The sequence below is a fragment of the Lapidilactobacillus gannanensis genome (assembly GCF_003946675.1).
Taxonomy (GTDB): domain Bacteria; phylum Bacillota; class Bacilli; order Lactobacillales; family Lactobacillaceae; genus Lapidilactobacillus; species Lapidilactobacillus gannanensis.
In genome coordinates this window covers 14,025-36,383 of the sequence record NZ_RHOT01000025.1, presented here as the reverse complement: position 1 = coordinate 36,383, position 22,359 = coordinate 14,025, and the positions used below count along the sequence as shown (strand labels likewise).

General features: G+C 39.8%; 22 protein-coding genes and 10 tRNA genes. 8 read left to right on the top strand and 24 right to left on the bottom strand.

Annotated features, from left to right (window positions below):
* Positions 1-700: 700 nt before the first annotated feature.
* The 3 genes from EKM81_RS07725 to EKM81_RS07715 all read right to left on the bottom strand — a co-directional run bounded on the left by EKM81_RS07725 (position 701) and on the right by EKM81_RS07715 (position 4,096).
* A complete protein-coding gene (locus tag EKM81_RS07725) occupies positions 701-1,654 on the bottom strand; it encodes a 3'-5' exoribonuclease YhaM family protein (protein WP_125650467.1) in 954 nt (317 codons plus the stop codon).
* A 69-nt stretch (positions 1,655-1,723) separates the two neighbouring features.
* On the bottom strand, positions 1,724-2,068 hold the full coding sequence (locus EKM81_RS07720; RefSeq protein WP_125650465.1) for a YlbF family regulator: 345 nt from the start codon (positions 2,066-2,068) through the stop codon (positions 1,724-1,726).
* Positions 2,069-2,080: 12 nt separating this feature from the next.
* Positions 2,081-4,096, bottom strand: coding sequence for a PBP1A family penicillin-binding protein (locus tag EKM81_RS07715; RefSeq protein WP_225420220.1), 2,016 nt, complete (start codon positions 4,094-4,096; stop codon positions 2,081-2,083).
* Positions 4,097-4,348: 252 nt separating this feature from the next.
* Here EKM81_RS07715 and EKM81_RS07710 point away from each other — a divergent pair, with 252 nt between their 5' ends.
* The gene (locus EKM81_RS07710) at positions 4,349-5,260 is read left to right on the top strand and encodes an RluA family pseudouridine synthase (protein WP_125650461.1); all 912 of its coding nucleotides are present in this window, start codon (positions 4,349-4,351) and stop codon (positions 5,258-5,260) included.
* A 349-nt stretch (positions 5,261-5,609) separates the two neighbouring features.
* Here the strand turns inward: EKM81_RS07710 and EKM81_RS07705 are convergent, their stop codons facing one another.
* The 11 genes from EKM81_RS07705 to EKM81_RS07660 form a co-directional block, all read right to left on the bottom strand.
* A complete protein-coding gene (locus EKM81_RS07705; RefSeq protein ID WP_125650459.1) occupies positions 5,610-6,566 on the bottom strand; it encodes an ABC transporter permease in 957 nt (318 codons plus the stop codon).
* The gene (locus tag EKM81_RS07700) at positions 6,566-7,702 is read right to left on the bottom strand and encodes an ABC transporter permease (protein WP_125650457.1); all 1,137 of its coding nucleotides are present in this window, start codon (positions 7,700-7,702) and stop codon (positions 6,566-6,568) included. The genes EKM81_RS07705 and EKM81_RS07700 overlap by 1 nt, the downstream gene beginning before the upstream one ends.
* A complete protein-coding gene (locus EKM81_RS07695; protein ID WP_125650455.1) occupies positions 7,703-9,250 on the bottom strand; it encodes an ABC transporter ATP-binding protein in 1,548 nt (515 codons plus the stop codon).
* Positions 9,251-9,345: 95 nt separating this feature from the next.
* A complete protein-coding gene (locus EKM81_RS07690) occupies positions 9,346-10,428 on the bottom strand; it encodes a BMP family lipoprotein (RefSeq protein WP_125650453.1) in 1,083 nt (360 codons plus the stop codon).
* Between the two features lie 182 nt (positions 10,429-10,610).
* The gene (locus EKM81_RS11460) at positions 10,611-10,739 is read right to left on the bottom strand and encodes a hypothetical protein (protein WP_263853334.1); all 129 of its coding nucleotides are present in this window, start codon (positions 10,737-10,739) and stop codon (positions 10,611-10,613) included.
* Positions 10,740-11,105: 366 nt separating this feature from the next.
* Positions 11,106-11,972, bottom strand: a complete 867-nt coding sequence (locus tag EKM81_RS07685; protein ID WP_125650451.1) for an aminoglycoside 6-adenylyltransferase — start codon at positions 11,970-11,972, stop codon at positions 11,106-11,108.
* 417 nt (positions 11,973-12,389) lie between these two features.
* Positions 12,390-12,599, bottom strand: coding sequence for a DUF3955 domain-containing protein (locus tag EKM81_RS07680; protein ID WP_225420218.1), 210 nt, complete (start codon positions 12,597-12,599; stop codon positions 12,390-12,392).
* A gap of 76 nt (positions 12,600-12,675) precedes the next feature.
* Positions 12,676-13,554, bottom strand: a complete 879-nt coding sequence (locus EKM81_RS07675) for a polysaccharide deacetylase family protein (protein ID WP_125650449.1) — start codon at positions 13,552-13,554, stop codon at positions 12,676-12,678.
* Positions 13,551-13,814, bottom strand: coding sequence for a hypothetical protein (locus tag EKM81_RS07670; RefSeq protein WP_125650447.1), 264 nt, complete (start codon positions 13,812-13,814; stop codon positions 13,551-13,553). Before EKM81_RS07670 ends, EKM81_RS07675 begins: the two co-directional genes overlap by 4 nt.
* A gap of 3 nt (positions 13,815-13,817) precedes the next feature.
* Complete coding sequence (locus EKM81_RS07665; protein ID WP_125650445.1) at positions 13,818-15,047, bottom strand: glycosyltransferase family 2 protein; 1,230 nt, start codon at positions 15,045-15,047, stop codon at positions 13,818-13,820.
* Positions 15,048-15,077: 30 nt separating this feature from the next.
* Positions 15,078-16,109 (bottom strand): acyltransferase, encoded by a 1,032-nt coding sequence (locus EKM81_RS07660; protein ID WP_125650443.1) that lies wholly within the window; start codon positions 16,107-16,109, stop codon positions 15,078-15,080.
* Between the two features lie 329 nt (positions 16,110-16,438).
* Here EKM81_RS07660 and EKM81_RS07655 point away from each other — a divergent pair, with 329 nt between their 5' ends.
* The 7 genes from EKM81_RS07655 (at position 16,439) to EKM81_RS07625 (ending at position 21,291) form a co-directional block, all read left to right on the top strand.
* Positions 16,439-17,056 carry a transposase family protein gene (locus EKM81_RS07655; protein WP_125650441.1) on the top strand — a complete coding sequence of 206 codons (618 nt, stop codon included), beginning with the start codon at positions 16,439-16,441 and terminating at the stop codon, positions 17,054-17,056.
* Positions 17,057-17,074: 18 nt separating this feature from the next.
* A complete protein-coding gene (locus tag EKM81_RS07650; protein WP_225420217.1) occupies positions 17,075-17,680 on the top strand; it encodes a transposase in 606 nt (201 codons plus the stop codon).
* Positions 17,681-17,995: 315 nt separating this feature from the next.
* Entirely contained in the window at positions 17,996-18,349 is a 354-nt protein-coding gene (locus EKM81_RS07645; RefSeq protein WP_125650438.1) for a helix-turn-helix domain-containing protein, read from the top strand.
* Between the two features lie 3 nt (positions 18,350-18,352).
* Entirely contained in the window at positions 18,353-18,754 is a 402-nt protein-coding gene (locus tag EKM81_RS07640; RefSeq protein ID WP_225420216.1) for a M48 family metalloprotease, read from the top strand.
* An 84-nt stretch (positions 18,755-18,838) separates the two neighbouring features.
* On the top strand, positions 18,839-19,687 hold the full coding sequence (locus tag EKM81_RS07635) for a hypothetical protein (protein WP_125650436.1): 849 nt from the start codon (positions 18,839-18,841) through the stop codon (positions 19,685-19,687).
* Between the two features lie 27 nt (positions 19,688-19,714).
* Entirely contained in the window at positions 19,715-20,005 is a 291-nt protein-coding gene (locus EKM81_RS07630) for a hypothetical protein (RefSeq protein ID WP_379880546.1), read from the top strand.
* A 119-nt stretch (positions 20,006-20,124) separates the two neighbouring features.
* Positions 20,125-21,291: a tyrosine-type recombinase/integrase gene (locus EKM81_RS07625; RefSeq protein ID WP_125650432.1), complete on the top strand. Its 1,167-nt coding sequence runs from the start codon at positions 20,125-20,127 to the stop codon at positions 21,289-21,291.
* A gap of 163 nt (positions 21,292-21,454) precedes the next feature.
* On the opposite strand, the gene EKM81_RS07620 is transcribed toward EKM81_RS07625, so the two are convergent.
* The 10 genes from EKM81_RS07620 to EKM81_RS07575 form a co-directional block, all read right to left on the bottom strand.
* Positions 21,455-21,539, bottom strand: a tRNA-Leu gene (locus EKM81_RS07620).
* Positions 21,540-21,573: 34 nt separating this feature from the next.
* Positions 21,574-21,644 (bottom strand) — tRNA-Cys (locus tag EKM81_RS07615).
* A gap of 42 nt (positions 21,645-21,686) precedes the next feature.
* A tRNA-Gln gene (locus EKM81_RS07610) sits at positions 21,687-21,758 on the bottom strand.
* Between the two features lie 8 nt (positions 21,759-21,766).
* Positions 21,767-21,839, bottom strand: a tRNA-His gene (locus EKM81_RS07605).
* 13 nt (positions 21,840-21,852) lie between these two features.
* Positions 21,853-21,923: transfer RNA gene (locus EKM81_RS07600), tRNA-Trp, on the bottom strand.
* Between the two features lie 5 nt (positions 21,924-21,928).
* A tRNA-Tyr gene (locus EKM81_RS07595) sits at positions 21,929-22,009 on the bottom strand.
* Between the two features lie 2 nt (positions 22,010-22,011).
* Positions 22,012-22,084 (bottom strand) — tRNA-Phe (locus tag EKM81_RS07590).
* Positions 22,085-22,095: 11 nt separating this feature from the next.
* A tRNA-Asp gene (locus tag EKM81_RS07585) sits at positions 22,096-22,169 on the bottom strand.
* A gap of 2 nt (positions 22,170-22,171) precedes the next feature.
* Positions 22,172-22,245: transfer RNA gene (locus EKM81_RS07580), tRNA-Met, on the bottom strand.
* Between the two features lie 14 nt (positions 22,246-22,259).
* Positions 22,260-22,349: transfer RNA gene (locus EKM81_RS07575), tRNA-Ser, on the bottom strand.
* Positions 22,350-22,359: the final 10 nt, after the last annotated feature.

Below are 22,359 nucleotides of genomic sequence, written 5' to 3'. Positions count from 1 at the left end.
TACTTGATCACAACAACCGAAGTTGTCATGAGCCCTGCACATTTTCGAAACTTTGTTCAGTTTTCAAAGATCTACCAAATCGCTGTTGTTGTAACAGCAACTCAATTAGTATATCGCGCACAAATCTTAAAGTCAAGCACTTTTTTGATAACGACAAGTAATAAGTAAAAGTTTGTCGCTTCAAAAAGAATTTCCTAACCTCGCGTGCTTGACTAGTATAGCAACTATCTACATACGATTCAAGTAAAAAAACAAAAAAAGCTACCACAGGTAATAACATTGCATATAAATTCAATAAAGAATCAAGCTATCTTTTGTAAACATCGAGTCTGTAATAACTGACGCATAAAAAAGTTATTTTTACTTTTATCGATTTTTTTTATCAGCCTTGCAAATATGACCTGGATTCTTCAATAGCCAACATATAGAAAAAACTGTTTTACTAAGTATTTCTGAACAGAAGTTAGTGGCACAAACCAATGCAAATATGCTCAAAAAAATAGACCGAACTAAAATTCAATGCAAAAAAATAACGAGCAATTCTATTCGAATTGTCCGTTATATGATATTAATGCTCACTGGCTGAGCATCTTTGGTTACCGACTCTCTTGAAATACTTAGTGATTGCTAACATAGTTGACTTTAATATTTCGAGCACGACTTGGCCTAAGACCAATATAATAACAGTTCAAAACTCAAATTATTTCTCAGTGCGATTAGGTTGATAGAAACGCCGATTATCCAAACCGAATATTTTCTCGCTAAAGTCACCTGGTGCAGTCTTCTGTAATGCTTTCGTAATCATATTAATTGAGGCATCTAGTTCATCAATATGATGTAAAATTTCCGCTTCCAGTAATTTAGGACGTTCTGGTGACCCATACTCTAATAAACCATGATGGGCCAAAATCATATGCCGTAATAGCATCACGTCTTCATCAGCTGGATCAATCCCCAGACTTTGACAAGCTTCAACAATTTCTTCATCAATCAACACAATATGCCCAATTAAATTACCAGCTAAGGTATACTCAGTGCCCACTGGACCACTAAGTTCAATTGTTTTACCTAAGTCATGCAGTAACACCCCAGAAAGCAACAGTGCATAGTTGACCTGTTGGTACTGCTGACTAATTGCTTTCGCCAAGCGCATCATACTCAAAGTATGAAATGCTAACCCACCAGTAAAATCATGATGGTTACTTTTAGCTGCCGGATGTTGATAGAAGGTTGCTTGATGTTTTTGCAGGAGAAAACGCACAATTCGATTCCATTTGGCATTATCAATGTTAAAAACTTCTTGATTGATTATCGTTGCCATTTGTTCTGCAGTAAGTGGCGCTTGCTTAACAAACTGGCTAACTTGCAATCCCTCACTAGGATCAGCTAGCTTCAAACCACTAATTTTAACTTGAGCCTGACCATTATAGGTTTCTCGTTGTCCACTTAAGTGAACAATTTTACCCGTAGTAAACTGTTGAATATCAGCATCTTGAGCATCCCAAAACATTCCGGAAATCGTATCCGATTGGTCCTGAAATGATAAAGAGATAAACTTCTTGCCATTTTTAGCGACGCGTACCTCTGCGTGTTTGATCAACACGACTAAATTTAACGCCTCACCATTTTTGCTATCGGCTAATTGTGCAGACAAAATTAACCTCCTTAGAGTAAAAAACTAGTTATATTTCCTAATAAATCGATTGTTAGCTAGTGCAAGCGACTAGTCATGATATAAGTCAGTAATTGGCTTGGAAACGATCTGGTTCATCTCATCCATCAACTGATTCATGGCACGTTCACTATTCATTAGTTCAGTCATAACATCAATTTTCATCAGCTTATCACTTAAATCACGCATACTTTGAATATCATCATCGCCAATTTGAGTCCCGGCCATTTGCTTTTGCTCTAATTCACCTTGTAATTTTTGCATTTGTTGGAATAATCCATATGCAATCGGATCAGCTTTCATCTTAGTAAAAGCACCCTTTAAAGCATTGTATTGATCAGTTTGGCGTAATGCTGCTGCCATTTCGTTGGCGTTATCGTAAACGTTGACTGTCATTATTATTCTCCCTTATTGGCCAAACAGGCCTTTTACATTATTATACCATTGATCGATCGTATTTTTAGCATTACCGAATCCATCTTTTGCTTTTTCAACAGCATCATTTACACCGGAACCAATATCATCAAACCAATCGCCACTGCCTACACTAGATTCTGAATTCTGCTTAGCAATCGTTGCCGCATCATTCGTCCCAAAACTGGTATTCTTAGTGTATGGTAGCATATTTTCCATTTCCAATTTGAAAATTGGGGCCACACCTTGAACGCTAGTCCCCTGCAGGAAGTGATTCTGGTCTGTTTTATCAAATCCGACCCAAGTGGCAACAACCATATCTGGCGTATAACCAACAACCCACTGATCCTTAGTGCCATAACCGTAACTGCTGGGAACTTCAGTACTACCAGTCTTACCAGCAACAGCATAGCCATTTGGCTTAGCAGCTTGACCAGTACCTTCGTTAAAGACACCTAATAACATACTGGTCATTACCTTGGCATTTTTTTGACTAAGCACTGTGTGTTCTTTGGTTTTAGTGTTATCTACAATCACTGCCCCCGTTGCATCAACAATCTTAGTAATAAAATGTGTCGTGGTCATTTTACCTTGATTAGCAAAAGCGGTATAAGCTTGGGCCATTTGCAAGGGTGAGACCCCAGTTTCCAGACCACCTAAGGCCAACGCTAAGTTACGATCATTTTCTGGCACCTTAATCCCAAAGTTCTCGACTGAAGCAACACCCTTGTTAACGCCAATTTGATCTAACAACCAGACAGCTGGTAAATTAATACTTTGAGCCAACGCTTGATACATTGGCACCTTGCCTAAATACTGATTATTCGCATTGGTCGGATGATAATTATTCTTGCCAAAAGTCATATCTTCGTCTTTCAATACCGAATCATAATGATAGCCATTAGCTAGTGCTGGCGCATAAACTGCTAGCGGTTTAATGGTTGAACCAGGCTGGCGTTTAATCATCGTCGCATAATTATAGCTACGAAATGAATGCTCTCCTCGTCGACCAACAACAGCTAACACACCGCCAGTTTGAGGATCAACCGCCACTGAGCCCGATTGCGCCATCGTACCATCACTGGCGTTAGCCGGAAACACCCAATCTTGATTGTAAGCAGCCTGCATTTGGGTCTGGTATTTCTGGTTCAGACTAGTATAAATTTTGTAACCCTTATTGAGTACATCACTTTCAGATAGATGGTAATCGTTGATTGCTTCATTGATGACCGCGTCGAAATAATAAGGATAGCGATAACTGCTGCTTTGCTGATAAGTGTTAGTCACTGTTAAGTTATCCTGTTTAGCGGCCTTCGCCTGATCCGCGCTTAACGCACCTGTTTGTGTTTCTAAGTCCAAGACCAAATTACGGCGACTGACAACGTTAGCCCTTTGCTTGATGGGATCATAGAAAGTAGGATTACGCAACATTGCTGCTAAAGTCGCACCTTGCGCCGCAGTCACTTGACTGGCATCACAACCGAAATAACGTTGGGAGGCATCCTGAACGCCCCAAATACCATTGCCAAAATAAGCATTATTCAAATACATCGTTAAAATATCGGCTTTACTATAAACACGGTTAATTTCCACCGCCAAATAAAGCTCAGAAATTTTCCGACTTAATGCCTGACGCTGACTTAATAACATATTCTTAGCTAGCTGTTGGGTGATTGTGCTCCCACCACCAGTAATTTGACCATGATGAATCACATAGCCAACCGCCGAACGCAAAATCCCCTTCACACTAAAGCCGGAATTCTTATAGAAGCTCCGATCTTCAGTTGAAATCACCGCATTTTGAATGTGTTTAGAAATACCGGTTAATTCCACAAAAGTACCTTTTTGCGCGTACAAATTACCGGCACTGGCACCATCACCGTCAATGACCGTCGTTGAAGTTTTTAAGGTTGCCTTTAAATTATCAACATCAGCTGTTTTGGCTTTAACAATAAAGAAAGTTGACATAGCTAAGAATAACGTTAATAATACCGCAATAAGCCAGCGCATTAACTCCCAACGGCGCCACCAAGCTTTAAAATTGCGCCAAAATCGATTAGAATGTTGCTTAGATTGTCGCTCTTGCTGCGAATGATGCTCGCGGTTAGTCCGCTGCCCTTGTTCACGTTTCATTTTATCTACCACCATGGCCATATTTTACCATGAAATTAGCGAATACCATCAGGCCAGCGACGAATTTAATTATTTTTTATGCTTCTAAGTTCATCAAAATCTTATCCAGTCAGTTAGGAAGGCCTCTTTTTGAAAACAAAATTTAGTATCATCTTACCTGAAAATTTTCCTAGTAAGACAGTGCGCCAACTACTACAAGATTGGCTAGTTCCTAAAAAATGGCAGCATTTCTTACGGATCAATCAGCAAATATTGATCAATCACCACTACCGTTCTTTTCATCGCTTGGTCACAGCCGGTGATCTGGTCACATTGGATTTTTCATTTTTAGAAGCAACAAACCAGCACTATCTTCCCAGTCCAGGTCGATTGCCACTTCTTTATCAGGATGACAATTTGATTGTCATCAATAAACCTGCTGGTATTAAAAGCCACCCTAATTTAGCCAATGAACGGGGGACGGTTTTTAACATTCTGACACAGCAATTAGCCGATCCGCCGTTAATGGTGCATCGAATTGATGAACAAACTAGTGGTGCCTTACTAGTGGCAAAATCAGCGGCAGTTGTCCCGATTCTTGATCGTGAATTAAGTCAAAAAATCATGGGACGTGACTATCTTGCATGGGTCGCACCCGCACGCACAACCTCATTGCCTGATCATGGCGAAATTGATTTACCAATTGGTCGTGATCCCCAAGATCAACGCAAGCGCCAAATTGATTGGACTACTGGTCAGCCAGCGCAGACTCAGTATCAAGTCTTAAACCGTGATTCTGAACGTATTTTACTTAAATTGCATTTACTAACTGGTCGAACTCATCAAATTCGAGTGCACTTAGCCGCATTAGGTTTACCAATCCTTGGTGATACTTTATATAACCCTAACGTCAAACCGGCCGAGCATATGCTACTTCATGGCTATCAGCTTTACTTTAAGCAGCCATTTACCGAGCAACCGGTGACCGTCCAAGCCCCGCTGCCTGACTATTTCCCCGATGCAGTCAGCATCAATTCGCAACTAAATAAGGGCACATTCTAGTAATCATCCTCAACTAATGGTCTTAAGTACCCACTATCAAAAATCAACTTGAAATAAATTATAAAGGCCACATCATGGTCACCGCCAGCAATTACCTATCAGCTTCATTTTCTGACAATCATAGTTTCAAGATTTCAACAGACATTCTCTCAGCAAAACAAAAAACGAATTCTGGCAGCTGAAACGTGTTCTCACAAGACAACCGGTTTTTGCTTAACGTATAAAAAAATAACGCGCATTCTTGCGAATGTTCGTTATTTTTTTACGTTAGTGTTCAGCAGACAGCCATCTTGAATCACGCATTAATAACTTAAAATGATCTGATTACACTTATTATGAGATTTACTAACTACTTCGATTTAATATAATTTGTCCCGTCAGCCTTAGGTGCAACTGCTTTGCCTAAGAATAAGACTAGTACCACAATCGTTAAAATATAAGGTGCTACTTGCAGATAAACAGACGGAATTGAGGAAATCCCTGGCAATTGCGCGCCAATAATACTAAGACTTTGAGCAAAGCCAAAGAACAAGGCCGCTCCCATTGCCCCAATTGGATTCCACTTACCAAAAATCATTGCCGCCATTGAAATATAACCTTGACCAACGATTGTCCCAACTGAGAAGTTACCAGCAATCGACTGAGCGAAAATTGCCCCACCGATCCCGCCAAGAAAACCTGACAGAAGAACGCCAGCATAACGATAACGATAAACATTAATGCCTAATGTATCTGCAGCCTGTGGATTTTCACCCACTGACCGAAGTCTTAACCCAAATTTGGTTTTAAACATCACCCAGTAAGCAATCAAAGCAACCACAATCGCAATATAGGCCATTAAAGAAGTATCTTTAAAGAAAATCGGTCCTAAAACTGGAATCTTTGCTAACCCAGGAAAAGTAAAGTAGCCAAAGTTCTGGGCAATATTATCTGTTTGCCCCTTGGCATAAATTGCTTTAACTAAGAAGACGCTTAGCGCGGGTGCTAATAAGTTGATCACAGTACCACTAATAATATGATCAGCCCGAAAATTAATCGTAGCAACCGCATGAATGCAAGAGAACACCACACCAACGACCCCAGCAACCAGAGCAGCTAACCAAGGTGTCGCGGCGCCAAAAGTATCAGCAAAAGTTAAGTTGAAAATAACGGAACTAAAGGCACCCATAACCATAATACCTTCCAAACCAACGTTAACAATCCCGCCGCGTTCGGAGAAAGTGCCGCCTAAAGCCGTAAAAATCAACGGTGTAGAATAAACTAAGGTGGCAGAAACAATTAAAGCCAGCATACTAACCCAGTTCATTATAAACGACCCCCTTCTTGTTCATCCTGCTTAACCTCGGCTGTTTCAACAGCAACAGGTGTTTCAGGAATCGCCTTATTAGCCTTCTTTTGTTTGAACAACAAGCCAATAACATAGTCAATTGCCACGAAGAAAATAATACTGGCAATCACAATATTAACGATTTCAAATGGCACCCCGGCACCAGTTTGCATACCTAAACCACCAATTTTAAGAACACTGAACAACAAGGCTGACAATAGGATACCTAACGAACCGCCACTCCCTAATAGGGAAACGGCCATCCCATCGAAACCAATGGATAATGACGCCGTCTGGATAAAGAAGTTTTGGTAAGTTCCTAAACCTTCCATGACCCCACCTAAACCAGCTAAGGTACCTGAAAGGACCATTGACATAATAATTGTCTTTTTACTACTCATTCCAGCATATTCCGAACCATAAGGATTTAAACCGACAGAACGAATTTCAAAACCCAATGTTGTCTTCTTCATAATCAGCCAAACAACAACCAAGGCAATCAGCGCTAAAAATAAACCAAAATGAACTCGCGAACCGCCAAACATATTACTTAACCAATTAACGTGCAAACTGGCATGGAAAGTAATGGTTTTAGTGGCATCCTGACTGACCCGAAAACTCTTAGGCATCACATTCTGCATCAAATAAGTACTTGAATAGAGCATGACATAATTCAACATAATGGTGACAATAACTTCACTAGTGCCAAAGAAAGCCCGCAAGAAACCAGGAATGGCTCCCATTAATGCACCAGCAGCGGCACCAACAATAATAGCAAGTGGTAACAGAATAAATGTTGGTAAATTAGGAAAAGCTAAGGCAACCCAAACACTGCCCACCCAACCAGCTAATGCTTGACCAGAAAGACCAATATTGAAGAAGCCGGCTGAATTAGCTATTGAGAACCCTAAAGCTGTAAAAATCAATGGCGTCGCTTGCCGCAAAGTTTCGCCAATACTCGCCATAGTGCCTAACGAACCTTTGATCATTGAACCGTATGCTTGTAATGGTGAATAGCTAAAAATCAACATCACAATCGCACCAATTAAGAAACCAGCTAAGATTGAAATTAATGGTACTAAAATTTGACGCGTTCTTTGACTAACTTTTAGCATTTAATTTCCCTCCGTTTCACTGGCTGCCTTGGCATGAGAACCAGCCATCAATAGACCTAACTCTTGTTCGCTAGTTGTTTCGGGACGAACTTCACCGGCAATTTTACCATCATGTAAAACAATAATACGATCAGATAAATTCATAATTTCATCTAATTCAAAACTGACCAATAAAACTGCTTTACCAGCATCGCGCTGATTAATTAATTGGCGGTGAATATATTCAATCGCACCAACATCCAAACCACGCGTTGGCTGTGAAACAATAATTAAATCAGCATCCCGATCTAATTCCCGCGCAATAATTGCCTTTTGTTGGTTACCACCTGATAATTCACCAGCTGGTAACTGCTCATTAGTCGTCCGAATATCATATTCCTTAATTAATCGCCGTGCATGTTCACGCATTTTGGCGTAATCAAGAAAACCGTGGTTACTCAGTGGTGCTTTGTAGTAAGTTTGTAAAGCCAGATTTTCTGAAAGAGTCAGTTGTAAAACTAGACCATACTTCTGACGATCTTCTGGCACATGCGCCACACCTGTTTCCGTGATTTTACGAACTGGTGCATTAGTCAAATCGTGATTCTTGATTTGAATATCACCACTAACAACTTTTCGCAATCCGGTCAAAGCTTCAATTAACTCAGACTGACCGTTACCATCAATCCCGGCCACCCCAAGAATTTCACCTGCATGAACTTCAAAATCAACACCCTTAACTGCAGGAATCCCACGATTTTCATTCACGTGTAAATCCTTAACACTGAGAATTGGGGCGCCAATTTTAGCAGGTGCTTTGGGAATATTGAAGACCACGCTATGACCAACCATCATTTCTGCCAATTCTTCACTAGTGGTGCCAGCGACGTCAACTGTATCAATACTCTTACCCCGGCGAATAACCGTACACCGATCCGCAGCATGACGAATTTCATCCAATTTGTGGGTGATCAAAATAATTGATTTACCTTCTGCAACTAACCCCTTCATGATCACAATCAACTCATCAATTTCTTGTGGTGTTAAAACGGCTGTTGGCTCATCAAAAATTAGAATATTGGCCCCCCGATAAAGGGTCTTGAGAATTTCTACCCGTTGTTGCATCCCCACCGAAATATCATTTATTCTGGCAGTAGGATCAACATCCAATTGATAGCGATCAGAAAGCTCTTGAATTTCTTTTTGCGCTTGTTGCAGGTTAATAATGCCACCACGATTAGGCTCACTACCGAGAATAATATTCTCAGTCACGGTGAAAGCATCAACCAACATAAAATGCTGGTGAACCATCCCAATACCCAAACGGTTCGCTGTATTAGGACTGTCAATTTGCACTGGTTGACCATTAAGATAAATTTGACCAGAGGTTGGTTCTAATAGTCCGGACAAGACATTCATCAAAGTTGATTTGCCGGCACCATTTTCGCCAAGTAACGCATGAATCTCACCTTTGCGAACCTTTAAATCAACTTGATCATTTGCTTTAAAATTACCAAAAGCTTTGGTAATTTTTCGCATTTCAATGACATATTCTTCTGGATTAGTCATTGCTACCCCACTTTCTCTCTCAATCGCTTTAAGAAAAATGCTCCTTGCCCAGCAATCTGAGCAAGGAGCAAATTGTCATCATCAATTGATCGCTGTTATTTTGCTGGATGTTCTGAAACTTTAACTTTACCATCAATAATATCTTGCTTAGCGGCATCAACTGCTTTTTGCGCCTTGCTTGAAAGTTGACCCTTGGTTAAACCAACACCATCATCTTTCAAACCATAGATCATGTGTTTGCCACCAGGGAATTTATCCTTCATGGCTAAGTTAGCTAAGTCTTCAGTAACTGCACCGACACCTTTAAGTGTTGAAGTCAAAGTAAAGTTAGCTGATTTGCCGTCTTTAGTTTTGTACTTACCTTCAGTTGTTTGGTCACGGTCAACCCCGATAACCCAAACTTGTTTTGTTCCGGCTTGGTTAATTGATTTAGCTTCTTGGAAAACACCATTACCAGTTGCACCAGAAGCGTGGAAAATAATATCAGCGCCTTGTTGATACATCCCTTGGGCAATTGACTTACCTTTATCAGGGGCACTGAAATCACCAGCATATTGGTTAATAATCTTAATTGATTTACCTAATTCTTTGGCACCAGCTTTAACACCTTCAGTGTAACCAGCATCAAAACGGTCAATCACGTCACCCTTGACCCCGCCAATAAACCCAACAGTGTTCGTCTTAGTCGTATAAGCGGCTGCAACACCAGCTAAATAAGAAGATTCGTTATCTTTAAACGTTGCGGAAACAACGTTCTTGATGCCATCAATACTGTCATCAATAATAACAAAGTTTGTCTTTGGATCTTTCTTAGCGGATTGCTTAATGGCATCCTTCAGCTTGTAACCAATCCCAAAGATTGTCTTGAAACCAGCTTGCATTGCCTGATCAATATTTGGGATATATGATGACTCATTATCCGATTGGAAATATTGGAAACCGGAATTGCCACGTTTGAGGTCATGTTCTTTACCCCACTTTTGCAATCCTTCCCATGCTGATTGGTTGAACGAACGGTCATCAACACCACCAGTATCCGTAATCAAGGCTACCGTATTCTTGGTTGTCTTACTTGAACCAGAGTTACTAGTTCCGGATTTCTTACCTGCACAAGCTGACAGCGATAAAACGACTGCTGCCGCTAAAATACCCATGGTGAAAATTTTTGCCTTCTTCATTGCCTAAAGCCCTCCTAAAAAAGTTTGTCTAAATAACCGCTAATGATTATTGAAACCGAATTAATAAAGTGAGTTACGTTAGGAGATATAACTCAGGTGCGGAGCCGAAAATCAAGCTCAAGGAAAGTACACGACTAAGATCAGCAATGTACGAACAATCTTCATAAAAAGTATCAGAAATGTTAGTTTTTGTCAAACAGAAATAAATCTTTTCTGGCAACAGGTACAACTTTATTTGTTGTGGTCAAATCAAAAATAATTTCTAAAACTCTTTTTGACTGCATAATGACACTTATTTCTAATTCTAACATTCAACTTATTTAAAGATAGTCTAAAACTGTGGCACAATAAAAGCTATTAGTAACTAGTATACACGAATTTTTTAGAATTTCAGAGTCTTTTTTTTACAATTAAATGACAAATTTAAACAGAATCCTCAAAATGAGTAACCGCTTTAGCATTTGCGAAGTGAAATCTAGGAATTGTGAATGTTGAGTGATATCTGTAACATTATGATAGCGCTTTCTATTCCCAAGGTCAACCACTTTGTTTTAAAATTCGAACATTTTTTCAAGTAATACGTCCCAATTTACAAAATGGTGAGCAACGTTTCCATTAACCGATTTGAACCCTTGATAAATCAAGACCTCTCATGTGCAGTTCGTGTGCTCTGGCCGCTATTTTAATAAAGTTGCTAATTCCTGACGAACATATTGCCGAACTGCAGTTGCTTTAGCTAAATGATAGGTAAAGCCTTGTTCTTCAGCAAAAAGTTGCGCCTGCTGATCAAAGGTGGCATTCATTTGTACTAATCCCCGGGCAAGTGCATGCTCTGAAGATAAATCTAAGCATACTTGAATTTGTTTTTGCAACGTTGGCGCTAACCGGGCCCACAAATATTTATCACTTTTGCCTAGATTTAGGTGAAAGCCTGCTGTGGCAGCTACCCGCCAATCTAATAAACACCGCAACTCATGGAAGCAATTCTGGTAGGCATGATCAGTTGCATAAAATAACTCATGGCGCTGTAATCCCTTGACCACATATGGTGTCACCCACCAGAACTCGTTGCAACAATTACGAAATTCTTTCGCAGTTGGCGCAGACGTCCAGTAAATCTGATCAGAATGTTCTAAATTTTGGGGTAATAAATGATGCGGGTCACTTAAAATTTTTGCAACTGGATCATTGGCCGCCCAATCACTTATCCCACTTAAGGGGCACAGACCTAAGTCAAGGCGATTACCATCAGTGAAGAGGATCATCAGATTATATTTATGCTGATAATCTGGCTGCTCATCAAAATCACCAGGTGCCTGCATCACAATTTGCGGACCAAACTGCTGTAACCAACTACGATCGGTCAGCAAAGGCAGCATTTGGCCATCTGGAACGAAATAAACAATATCAAAATCTTGAAATTGATCCGGTACCACTTGCGGATTTGCCCGCGAACCATTCAGCGCGATTGCTTGAACAACGCCTAAGTTTTGGGCAACTTGTTGAATCAATGTCCACATTTCATTGTCACTTCGCTTCTGCACACTTAAGACCCCCTAAACATCTAAAACTATTCTACCGTTTTTAGGGCTACTTGTGTTGGTTAACGCTTACTTTGATTGTGGTTTTCTAATCATCTGGATAACCAGTTGGTGCCTAGAAAAGCAGCGCAAGTTCCAGCAATCTAGCAGAATGGCACCATCATTAATTCGTTGGCTAATGTCGAAATTTCCGAAAGTGACTGCAATTCAACTATTTAGCAGTTGTCTGGCCAAGCAGCGTTAAAATCTGAAGAACCAATTTCAGCCCAATTAATCACCTTCGCGTGTGACAAAGGGCATTAGCAGAGATCATGAGCGCAAAAAAGAGTCTAGGATAGCCGTCGTTTAGACAAAATAAAGCCGAACTTTGGCTGCTGAAAATTGTTCTCAGCAGCCAGCGTCCGGCCTACTTACGGATATTTATTGTTTTAAATGTTGCCGATGGCGGCGCCACAAGACGATTCCTAACCAAATGGTCGCGCCAACAAATAATAGTTCAGCTACCGGAATGGTATAAAATCCTGGCTCATGAACCACACCTTGCTGATCCACATAAGTCCAAGAAGTCCCCCACCATGGTAAAAGAATTGCCACTAAGTATAAGCCAATTGGCCCCCAAAATTTCTTCATGATTGCGCCCGCTTTCTTTTAGATCAAGCTTAGCAATTTCTAAACCACTTTACCATCGTTTTAACGAACAACTTTGTCATGATTCTAGCCAGTGCTTAATATTATCCCAAGAAGCTTGATTGACGACATAGCGCGGTAAAGCAGCCAAGTCAGTATCAGCCTTAACCAGGCCCCCATCAAGTGTAAAAATTGCCTGAATGCCGTCATTGATCATATAGTCTGATAAGAGCCGATTCGTTTTGCCATAGGGATACGCAAAATATCGCGCCGGTTCAGCCAAAATTTTTTTAGTAATCAACTGCTGACTTTTACGGTAATCTTTTTTAAAAGTCGTTATCTTAGTGAGATCAGCCAAAATCGGTTTGCCGCCAACTTGATAGTGTTGGTCATGGGTATGCAGCCCAATCGTAGCACCCAGTGTGGCTGCCACGTCAGCAATTTGATTCCACGAGGCCATTTGCGAACCATCAATATAATGTGCCGTCATCCCAGTAATCACAAAAGCAGTAAAAGGAAAGCGATACTTTTTCAAAGTTGGGACCGCATTATCTAGCAAACTACGATCAATATCATCAAACGTGATTACCACATATTTACCTTGAATTGGCCCTTGTTTCATTAAAGTTAACATTTCAGCAATTGAAATCACCTTGATTTGCTGTTGCTTTAAATAACGCATTTGCGCCGCAAACTGATCCAACGGCACATTAAACATGTGCAATTGTTCATCCCCGCTTAAATAACGGCTTAACTTAACGGTTTTGGTATTATTCAGGATGCGATGATAACACAACACTGCAATCCCCGACGACTTATTTTGGCGCAAATTATCATAAGTATAGGCTGGCTTGGCTATTTGATCGGCGCGAATAGTTTGTGCCGTTCGCCGAATTTCAAAAAAGCCTAATAAACCGATCAACACTAGTAAGGTTAAATAAATACTGCGCCGCTTCATTGAACCACCCGCAGGCGCAGAACCCCAGCCAATGTTAAACCAGCGAAGGCCGCTAGTAATTTCTTACCTAAGCGGGCCAGATAAAAGCCATCAAAATTAAACAATACATAAAGCGTTACTAAACCGTCAGTATATAACTTGGCGATGGCAGCTAAAACCACCGCCAAAAGTCCCAACAACACCACCACAAGAAAAATATTGAACAGTTGATAAAGAATTGTCGTTGGTATTTTCTTACGAATAATAAGTTCATCTGGCATCACTCATTTCCCCCGATCTGAAGCCTGCCAACGCCCCTGGTTAGTTTGACCAAAAACAATGACAAACTCTGAGGCCAAAGCTGTAATTAAGTTGAGCACCCAATAAAAGAAAAAATAATAAGGTAATAGCAAACTATCACTAAAACTAAATTTAAAAGTTGCCCGAGCAGTCATTTTCCCGATAAAGAAGGTTAATAAACCAGTTAATAAATAAATTAAGATAATTTGGCCATTTAATTTGACCCAAGACTCTCCGAACCAACCCATCACCAAATACTGCAATGTCGAAATAACAAAACACCATGCCCAAAGATGACTAAGCAACATTTCTCCTAGCATTAGCTGCTCTACCCAGCTAAATCGACGAAAATGACGAAGATTAACCTGCATCACTTCTAGCCCGCCAACCGCCCAACGTAAACGTTGCCGATATAATCCGCGGACACTTTCTGGCACTAGGATATAAGTATAGGCATCGGCCTGATAGCCAACCCGCCAAGCCCGCCGGTATAAATGCCAAGTCGCATCAATATCTTCAGTCATGACTCGTTCATTCCAGCCGCCTAATGTTTGTAATGCTTTTTTTCGATAAACGACCATCACTCCGAAAACGGTGGTGATCCGGCCTAACCAGAAATCTTGACTACGCTTGATATTATTAATAATTCCCATATATTCAAGCGTTTGTAACCGAGCCAATTGCGTACTACGATTTCGAACAATTGGATTGCCAGTTACCGCACCAAGTTTAGGCTCACTAATCAATCGCCGCATTAAATTCGTTAAAGAATCAGGAAAAGGTAAAGAATCCGCATCAATCACGTAATAATAATCGTAATTGGCAATCGCTCTGGCCTGATTCAAGGCATGAGCTTTACCTTGATTTTGATGCAGTAAAATCGCACGAATAACCAACTGACCACGATATTGCTCGCGTAACTGCTCAATTAACGCTGGCGTTCCGTCATCGCTACAATCATCAACTAAAATCAACTCATAACGTTGATAATCAAAGTTGGCAATGGCGGCAACTGTCTCAGCCAGAGTTGCGAACTCATCATGGGCTGCCACAATAACACTAACACCAGGAAAATCAGTAATTGCTGCTAAGTCTGGTTGTCGCTTCGTTGTCTGAAAATAATAAAACAGGCTCCCAACAATCCAAAATAGTGACATGACAACTGGATAAAAAGTTTCGAATAAATTAAAACTCAGATCAATTAAATCAGTCATTAACTACCTCCCCATTGAAATTCATTCAAGCTAATGTGACCAAAGCTTATGTAAGAAACGTCGCATGATCGAAAAGAATTGCGTCATGAGCCAAGCTAAGCTAACAGTGGCCCCAAACACACTGATCACTAAAATCGGAAAATAATATAATTCTTGATTGACTTGGGGCACCAGTCTTTTTAAAACTGGATAAAAAATTTGATCAAAAACAAATGACAATAAGTAAATCGCCAAGGCGTACTGGGCAATGAAGTGACTCACCCGAATCAACCATGGTGGCAACTGGCAACGTAATAACGCCATAAAAACTAGAATACCTAAAAAATATTGCTGGTAACTAAAGTAATCATTAAAGTCGGCCCATTTAAAAATTTGACCATAACTATGATTCAAATTTACTAACCAATTGATGACTAACACGGCAGTCATGGGCCAAGCAACCGGTAATTCTCGCAAGTCAGCCTGATATTCAGCCAGATAAGCACCAGCAAAGTAGTAAGCCAAAGGATAAAGTCCCTGCCAGAAGTCTGGCAATAGTTTATTAAATGAATTAAATAAAGTCGGTAAAATACAAAGTAACGCCAAAGTAGCTGTGATTAATTGTCGCTGAAATTTCTGATCATAAAATTGCCAAATCGCATTTAAAAATGGTATTAGCAAAAATAATCCGAAATACATTTCCACATACCAAGCATATGGTGCCAATGAATAGTCCAGCATACCTAGCAAGCCATCCTGCAACGTTAATTTTTCTGCCAAATAATACTTTCGAAATAAAAAAATAACAACTGAAACTTGCAAATAAGTAAAAACTGTTGGTAATACTTTCAAATAGTACTGATCCGACCAAGTCTTACCACGCATTAGATAACCAGTCAGCAACATGAATAAAGGCACACAGATCATTAACGCCGTCCTTAAACCAGTCATCAGCACCATTTGCCAGGAATCTATTAGTGCATCATAAAATTTTGAATTCAAAAAGAAATGCACACCAATCACCGCTAACACTGCCACAGTTCTAATTAAATCCAAATTAGGATTATATTTTGTTCGCCCCAAATAACCATCCTCCCTTCATTATGACAATCGTACTATCACCAATTTGTCAAATTTTCATGTCGCATTCATTGTACAAGCTCAGTATTGTCAAGGTGAATCGCTAGCGGTGAAATCGACATTTCTAGCGGTGAAATTAAGTTTAGTAGCTAAAAATGAATCGAAGCGCAGCGTATAGCGCTAGTATGGCACAAAGAAACGGGTCTACACTTTCTGGTATTGGTGAATAACCAATGCCAGTTTTTTTATCTCTTTTCGGAAAAAATAAAGGACATCTGTCCTCTTTATGTTACGATTTAAGCGCCTAAACCAAATCGAAAAGAGGTATACAGATGTCCCAATTAAATTCTATCCTAAGTTTGTTCGAAATTACAGACCCAAATATATTTATTACCGGTATTTCCCAATCTACTGATCAAAATGGCCTTCATATCCATAGGATTCATGCAACACTCATTAACACACCAATCTGTTGCCCTCACTGTAATTCGGAGACCCTCATTAAAAATGGTAAGCACTTGAGTCATATTCGTTTAGGAACCTTAAATGGTGGTCGCTATGAATTAGAGCTGAGTCGTCAAAGGTATCTTTGTCATAATTGTCAAAAAACTTGTGGTGCCAAAACAACCATCGTTCAAATGAATCATACCTTCTCTAATAATATCAACCATCAAGTAATTCAACTCGCACGAAAAAGTATCACTGCTAAAACAATTGCTGAAATACTTGCTATTTCTTGCTCCAGTGTTCAAAGGATTATTAATAACGAGGTTCATCAATCCTACCGGATTAAAATATTACCTGAACACCTTTGTTTTGATGAGTTTCGTTCCTGCCAAAAATTAATGTCTTTCAATTGCTGTGACTCAGTTACGCATGAGCGCGTCGTTTTACTGAAAGATCGTCTCAGTAAAAGTATTATTGACTATTTTGAAAGTCATTTTTCATGAGTCGAACGCGGTAATGTTTTGTCGGTAGTCGTTAATATGAATGCTGCCTATGCCAGCTTCATTCATCGGTTATTCCCAAACGCCAAAGTCATTATTGATCGTTTTCATATTGTCCAGTTAGCCGGTAAAGCTTTAGATAAAGAACGTGTTAACTTAGTTCAAACAGTACCTGATACGCATTCAAGAATCCATCGGATTCTTAAATCACAATGGAAACTTTTTCATTTACAGGCAACAGAGATTGACGCTACTAGAGTTAGATATCTGCTTGGCGTCAATGAATATATGACCCAGCAGAATGCCATTGATTTAGGTCTTGATCAGTCGCCTCAATTCAAAGTTGTTTATCAAATATATCAAGATCTTTTACAGGCTATTCGTACAGGTGACTCTAAAAGAATGACTACATTACTTAATCATTATCGTGTAACACACACAGAAATGGATACGGTTATAGCAACTCTTAGAAAAAATAAAATTGCCGTCATTAATAGCTGTCTTTTCCAATATTCCAATGGCCCCTTAGAAGGTATCAACCGCAAAATAAAAGTCTTAAAACGTAATTGTTATGGATTTCGAAATAGAGAAAACTTCTTTACCCGCATTGCTTTAATTTATAAATAAAAAACACATTTACCGAAGTAAATGTGTTCCATATTATCTTCACCAATACGATTTGACAAAGACCCGTAATTTTATCAAGTGTTTTATAAAGTACTTGCATTTTTAACACCATAGTGTAAAATGAAGACATAGTAAATAACCTAATTCACAGGCTTCTTGATGGTCATTACTCGGCAAAGTTTCCACCGTCAAAAGGTTTATTAAGTTATTGCTTAACTACTTGATGAATTAACTATAATACCAAGTTGTAAAATAGTCAATATCTATTTACAACATATTATAAAATTAATTCATCAATAAACGAGGGATGCTGATATGACGCTTGTTGATAGAATTAAAAAAGTTGCAAAAGAAAAGTACGGTTGGAGTTTACAGACGGTTTCCGAAAAATCTGGGCTTGGAATCAACACCATATATACGTGGAAGACCAAAGTTCCCACCACAGAAAAGCTACAAAAAGTTGCAGATGCGCTTGACGTATCCATTGATTATCTTTTGGGTAATACTGAAGACCCGAATCCTAAGGATACTAAGTACGTCGATTTATCGGGAACCAATATTTTCACGTATCAAGGTTTGCCCATTCCTGAGGATGATTGGGACATTATCAAACAGTTATTAGATCGTGCTGTTAATCGCGGTAAAAATGATGACTCTGGAGATAAATAGTATATGGATGATTTGCTAAACAAACTTTTAAATTATGCGATGGAGCATGGTATCGGCTATTGTATCGAATCATTTAGCCCAGAAATACCGCCGTTAGTTGATACGGAGCGACATCTAATAATACTTAATAGTAACTGGCAAAATCAAAAAGAGCTATCTATGCAGGTAGCTCATGAGATTGGTCATGTAATTAATGGTGACGTCGGAACGTTGCACTACTCACCTTGCTCTGATTCTAGCGCCGAAGCTGATGCTAATCGTTATGCGATTAAGTTGCTAGTATTTATGTATTTTGAGGACATTGATCAAGAAGACACTAATGAGGAACAATTTATGGACGACTTAGCGATTCCGGCATGGCTAAAAGATGAATCACACAAAGAAATTCTAAAATTCTATGAATAAAAAAACCCACCCTGTCATCAGCAAGGTGAGTCTCATGGTAAATATGTGAACAAATATATTTTATCATATTGGAGGAGTAAGTAAATGGTAAAGAAAAAAGAAACACAAGGGGCAACACCGGGTAAAAACAAAAAACCACTTCTAAAGCGATGGTGGTTTTGGCTAATCGTTATCATTTTGGTTATAGCTGGTTTAAGTAGTCTTGGAGGAAACAACACCAAAGACTCAGCAACCGCAAAATCTGAAAAAGTAAGTTCAAGCTCTGAAGATGATGACTACGATTATGATTATGAAGAAGACGAGGAAGAGTCAGATACAAGTGATGAAGCTGATTCCGCAGATGATTCAGAAAATGCAACTGTGGAAGTTCCAACCGGATATTTTGGTAATTCAGATGTAGAAGATATTACTGTCAATGGTTCTGGCAATAACGTCTCAAATAAATTTACTCTTAAGGCTGGATTTGCGATTATTACACAAAAAAATACTGGGTCTTCAAACTTTATTGTAGATATGAAAAATGGTGATGGAACCGATTTTAAATCACTAGCCAATGAAATAGGCACATTTACTGGCACAACCTATATAGACGTTCCAACCGACGGCGAATACTTATTCAACGTTCAATCAGATGGAAATTGGTCATTTTCGATAAGCCAACGAGTTGCAGAAACAAGTGTTAATAATACGTTGCAGGCTTCAGGATCTGGGCAACAAGTTGTTTTTATGGGAATTCCCGAAGATGGAAGTTATAAGTTGACTGCAACTAACACTGGTGATAGTAATTTTATTGTTTCAAACGGAGAAAGTAAAACTTTAATAAATGAGATAGGCAATTATTCGGGTTCTCAAGTTCAAGCTATTGATGAAGGAACCTATGCAATCAGTGTGATCTCTAACGGAAATTGGACCTTAAAATTCGAAAAAATGTAAATCAAGATAGGGGGATCTAAAGTGGGAATGTTTACCAAAAATCAGCAGACATCTGCTCAATCGATTTACAACGGATATGTGCGCCCCTTCTTAAAAGAAAAAGATGGTTTCACACACGTATTTATGATCAATAGTTTTAGTAAATGGATAAATCAGAATTTTGGACTCGAAGATAAGTATACGACACAGATAGATGAAATTGTCGTAGATTTACAAAAAGATGGTTACGAGCTTGTGGATATCAAACTTGGTGTTATCCAAGACCAAGGTATATCCAAGTCATCTGAAGGCTTCTACACTCTTATTATGTATAAATAGCATAAAAAAGACGCATCCCCCACCGACCAAAGTTTGGGATACGTCAACCTAGGAAAAAACTGTACATAGAGTACGGGCTCTTTCTGTACTCAATTTTACCATAAATGGAGGATATTAGCATGAGTGTTTACAAACGCAGAGATAGAAAAAAGAAACCGTGGATATTTGAATATAAGGTAGAAAAAGACGGAAGACCCTTGGCCCGAAAAAAATCTTTTGCCACTCAAAAAGAAGCAAAATTTGCTGCGGCAAATTTTATAGTTGAACATGGCGGCACTGTCATCTTGGATGATGATATTACTTTTGTCGATTATTTTGAAACTTGGGTGGAAACCTATAAGCTACCAAATATTTCAGACAATACTTTGACCAAATATGCTACCTCAAGAAATACGATCAAGAAATATTTTAAAAGCACCAAGGTAAAAGACATTACACGGACGACTTACCAGCAATTTATCAATTGGTACATTGATGACAAAAAAGGCCACCAACACTCAAAACAATCAGTCGAGAAGCTGCACTCCCACGCCTCGCAATGTTTGGAATCAGCCGTCATTGATAAACTGCTCACTGAAAACCCTCTAGTCAAAGTTACGCTTGGCGACACAGACGGAAAAACGGAGGAAGAAAAGTTTTTGGAAACAGATGAATTCGAGAAGTTACGTGATTACTGCAACCAAAATGCAAATTATAATCGGCTATCTTTAGCAATGGTACAATTCGCAATTTACACTGGTTGCCGTGTGAGCGAAATTATGGCCATTACTTGGGACGATATTGACGAGAAGAAGAACACAGTCCACATCAATAAATCTTTTAACTACCACACGTGGAAGCCTGAAAGAGACGAAGAAAATAATATTATTTGGGCGGATAAAGAAACAGTATTCTTGCCGACAAAAAATCATGAGATCAGAACTCTTGATGTTTCCCCTGTTTTGATTGCAAGCGTACACGAATTAATCCAACACCAAAAAATTAATGCAATCAACAACCCTTATCATTTAGTCTTTTGCCAGCCACAAGACACACCACCCACAGATAATGCCGTCAATGGAGCACTAAAGCGCGCCATGGATAATACTGGAATTGTTCGCCCAGGTTTTACTTTCCACGGCTTGCGACACAGCCACGGCTCTTATTTAATCAGCAAGGGAATCGACATGAAATACGTCTCTAAGCGACTTGGGCACAAGAGCCTTGCAATTACCCTAAAGATATATACACACGTCTTAGACAGCCTAAAAAAACAGGAAGCGGAGAAAGCAGTCAATGTATTATAATAAAGTATTTTTATACCATAACGCCGTTACACGAAAAGCGAAAGTGGAGAGTAAAGCTATTTTCTACCAGCAACCACTCAAGACCACAAAAAAGAGAAACACTGATTTAACAAGGTTTCTCTCTATGAGCAACTAACCAAGACTACTTGAATTACCACAATAATACCGGTGATCGGGGTCGAACCGATACGCCCTCAACGGGCACTGGATTTTGAGTCCAGCGCGTCTGCCTATTCCGCCACACCGGCAAAAAGTTAATTCTTTATTGTGGCTGTTGCCAAAAGGCGGTAACCGGATTTGAACCGGTGGTGAAGGTTTTGCAGACCTCTGCCTTACCACTTGGCTATACCGCCACAATATCAAAAACTAAACAGCTAATATCCAAATAATTGGAATTGGGTTAGCTGGATTCGAACCAGCGCATAATGGAGTCAAAGTCCATTGCCTTACCGCTTGGCTATAACCCAATAAAAAGGGCGGTATGTGGGGATCGAACCCACGTATGCCGGTGCCACAAACCGGTGTGTTAACCGCTTCACCAATACCGCCATATCGGTAAAACAGGGATAGTAGGAATTGAACCCACACTGATGGTTTTGGAGACCATAGTTCTACCTTTAAACTATATCCCTATTAATGGAGGAGAGTGGATTCGAACCACCGAACCCGAAGGAGCGGATTTACAGTCCGCCGCGTTTAGCCACTTCGCTACTCCTCCAATGGCGCGGGACGGAATCGAACCGCCGACACATGGAGCTTCAATCCATTGCTCTACCAACTGAGCTACCGAGCCATTTAAGCTAACGGTTCCAACGAGACTCGAACTCGTGATCTCCTGCGTGACAGGCAGGCGTCCTAACCAACTAGACCATGGAACCAATTGCGGGAGCAAGATTTGAACTTGCGACCTTCGGGTTATGAGCCCGACGAGCTACCAGACTGCTCCATCCCGCGATAATAAAAATAAAAGGAGGATGTGGGATTCGAACCCACGCGCGGTTTGACCCGCCTGACGGTTTTCAAGACCGTTCCCTTCAGCCGGACTTGGGTAATCCTCCATGCTGAAAA